This window comes from Microbacterium sp. HMWF026 (genome assembly GCF_003061325.1).
Lineage (GTDB): Bacteria > Actinomycetota > Actinomycetes > Actinomycetales > Microbacteriaceae > Microbacterium > Microbacterium testaceum_E.
In genome coordinates this window covers 1-2060 of the sequence record NZ_QAJB01000334.1, presented here as the reverse complement: position 1 = coordinate 2060, position 2060 = coordinate 1, and the positions used below count along the sequence as shown (strand labels likewise).

General features: G+C 71.5%; 1 protein-coding gene and 1 pseudogene. One reads left to right on the top strand and one right to left on the bottom strand.

Annotated features, from left to right (window positions below; all coding sequences use genetic code 11):
* Nucleotides 1–1457 (bottom strand): stealth conserved region 3 domain-containing protein (locus tag DBR36_RS12575; RefSeq protein WP_108319887.1); only part of this gene is annotated, 1457 nt, incomplete at its 3' end.
* 239 nt (nucleotides 1458–1696) lie between these two features.
* On the opposite strand from DBR36_RS12575, the pseudogene DBR36_RS12570 reads away from it, so the two are divergent.
* Nucleotides 1697–2060: pseudogene (locus DBR36_RS12570) on the top strand (4-(cytidine 5'-diphospho)-2-C-methyl-D-erythritol kinase); the annotation flags it as partial.

Below are 2060 nucleotides of genomic sequence, written 5' to 3'. Positions count from 1 at the left end.
TCTTCGGGGATCTCGGGCACGCTGCCGTCGTTCAGGCAGAACATGTCGGTGTCGCGGCGCGAGACGAGCCGCTCCATCGTGCGCAGCGAGTCCAGCTGGGTCGTCTGCACGTAGCGCGTGCGCGGCTCGGCGGTGACGATCGCCCGGCCCGTGGCCAGCGCGTAGTAGTGGTACAGGCTGTTGGTGACCGAGATGTCGGTCGCCGAGCGGAAGCGGGACGCGGCCGTGCGGGCGTAGTCGTCGGCGAACTCCCGTTCGAGCTCGAAGGCCACCGACCGGCGCAGCGGTGTGGCGCAGTGCTCGAGGTCGAGCGTGATGACGCGACCGAAGCGCTCCTTGAGCAGGGCGCGGTTGACCCGCAGGCCGTTGTCGTGACCGGAACGGTCGACGTGCGCGGGGCCGCTGCCGATGCGCACGCCGCTCTCGACGAAGCGGCTGACGCCGCCACCGCTGAAGAAGAGCTCGGGCGTGACCGGGCGCCCGAAGAACATGTCGTCGTTGCTGTAGAGGAAGTGCTCGGCGAGCCCGGGGATCCGGTGCAGCTGCGCCTCGACGGCGTGCGAGTTGTGGGTGGGCAGCACCGACGGGTCGGCGAAGAACTCCTCGCTGCGCACGATGGTGACCTTGGGGTGGTCAGCCAGCCACTCCGGCGTGGGGGAGTCGGTGGCGATGAAGATCCGGCGCACCCACGGGGCGTACATGTGCACGCTCCGCAGGGCGTAGCGCAGCTCGTCGACCTGCCGGTAGCGCGCGGCGTTGTCGTCGCCGTCGCCCACGACGTAGCCCTTCATGCGTGCGGCACGCTGACGCTGGAACTCGCTGGACGACCCGTCGACCCACGAGAAGACCATGTCGACGTCGGCGGTGAGCTCGTTCGGGTGCGGATCGAACATGCCGGCCACCGTCATCCAGCGGCGGCCGTAGCGCTCGACCTCGACCAGGTCGAGATCGGCCGCGGCGAAGCGGCGCCGGGTGAGGGCGCTCGGGCGCGGCGCTTCGATCGTCTTCTCGCCGAAGCGCCACAGTTCGAGGCGCGGGGCGAGCGAGGCGCCGTAGCGGTAGGAGCCCTCGGTCGAGGTGCGGGGGCGGAAGACCGCGAACGCCTGCACCGAGCCGACGGCGGGGTGCACGCTGTGCGCGGGCACGGGGTCCTCGCCGCGTGCCTTGAGGTAGACCGGCCCGAGCTCGGGGTCGCGCAGTGCGCTCAGTGCCGCCTCGGCATCCCCCGTGTCGATGACGAGCTTGGGCCGACGGTTGGCGTCGCGCACGAGCAGGACGCGCACTCCGGCCGCCTCGATGGCGGCGGCCGCGGTGAGCAGGTCGTCGCGTTCGGCGATCGCCGGTGTGGCGGTGTCGTCGATCAGGTGCAGGATGCCGTCGTGCATCCGGATATCGGAGCGGGACAACAGGGTGCGCCAGGGGTCGGTGTCGATCGACAGGGGGACCATCGGGCGCATACTGCCTCCTCGGGGGTGGAAACGGGATCCGGTCACCGTAGGGTTCCGGGGTTACGACGACGTTTCGGCGGCGACGCCGATCGGCGGGGAGCGGAGCGCTACTGTCGAAGAGTGACTCAGATCGCTCGCTCCGGCCCGGACCTCCCCGAACCGCTGTGCGAGCGGCGACGGGGATCGGGCCGACGTTCCAGTTTCGCACACGCCGGGCCCGCCGGGCGCACGACGGGGGAGGGGCGGCGATGACCGCGCACGCCCCGGCATCCGTCCGCGTCCGCGCCCCCGGCAAGATCAACGTCTTCCTCGAGGTCGGCGACGTCCAAGACGACGGCTACCATGAGCTCGCGACGGCGTTCCAGGCGGTGTCGCTGTACGAAGAGATGACGGCGACGCCCGCCGACGACATCACCCTCTCGGTGAGCGCGAAGGGGCCCGTCGACATCGAGGGCGTTCCCACCGACGACCGCAACCTCGCGGTGCGCGCCGCCCGCCTGCTCGCGCAGACGGCGGGGATCGACCGCGGTGCGCACCTGGCAATCCGCAAGGCCGTGCCCGTCGCGGGCGGCATGGGCGGAGGATCGGCGGACGCCGCCGCCGCCCTGGTCG